The organism is Rhizobium sp. 18055 (assembly GCF_902706285.1).
Taxonomy (GTDB): Bacteria; Pseudomonadota; Alphaproteobacteria; order Rhizobiales; family Rhizobiaceae; genus Rhizobium.
The window spans coordinates 1-408 of the sequence record NZ_CACSKD010000398.1; the positions used below are offsets into that span (position 1 = coordinate 1).

At 73.3% G+C, this 408-nt stretch carries 1 protein-coding gene; it reads right to left on the reverse strand.

The features are described 5' to 3' along the window. A partial coding sequence (locus tag GVL52_RS32455) for an NADH-quinone oxidoreductase subunit H (protein WP_200848047.1) occupies positions 1–408 on the reverse strand: 408 nt, incomplete at both ends.

The window sequence follows — 408 nt, forward strand, 5'->3', positions numbered from 1 at the left end:
CTGCAATTCCCCGGTCAGGCCCGTCCGCGTCACCGCCATGCTCTGCGTGAGATCGCCGGCGGCCATGCGGTTGGCGGCGCCCACCATCTGGGCGAGCGGCAGCACCGCGGCGCGGCGCACGTAGGCGAAGCCGCCGACGGCCACCGCCGTGACGGCCAGCCAGGCCAGCGCGGCGGGCATGCCCTCTTGCGGGCCCACCCAGGCCGCGAGCGCGGGCATGATGGCCATCACCGGGCCCAGCACGAACAGGCCCTTGCTGGCCGCCGCGGGCTGGATGATTTCCTTGGTGAGCAGCTTCAGGCCGTCGGCCAGCGGCTGCAGCAGGCCGAACGGGCCCACGCGGTTGGGGCCGTGGCGCACCTGCATGAAGCCCAGCAGTTTGCGCTCCCAGAGCGTGAGGTAGGCCAC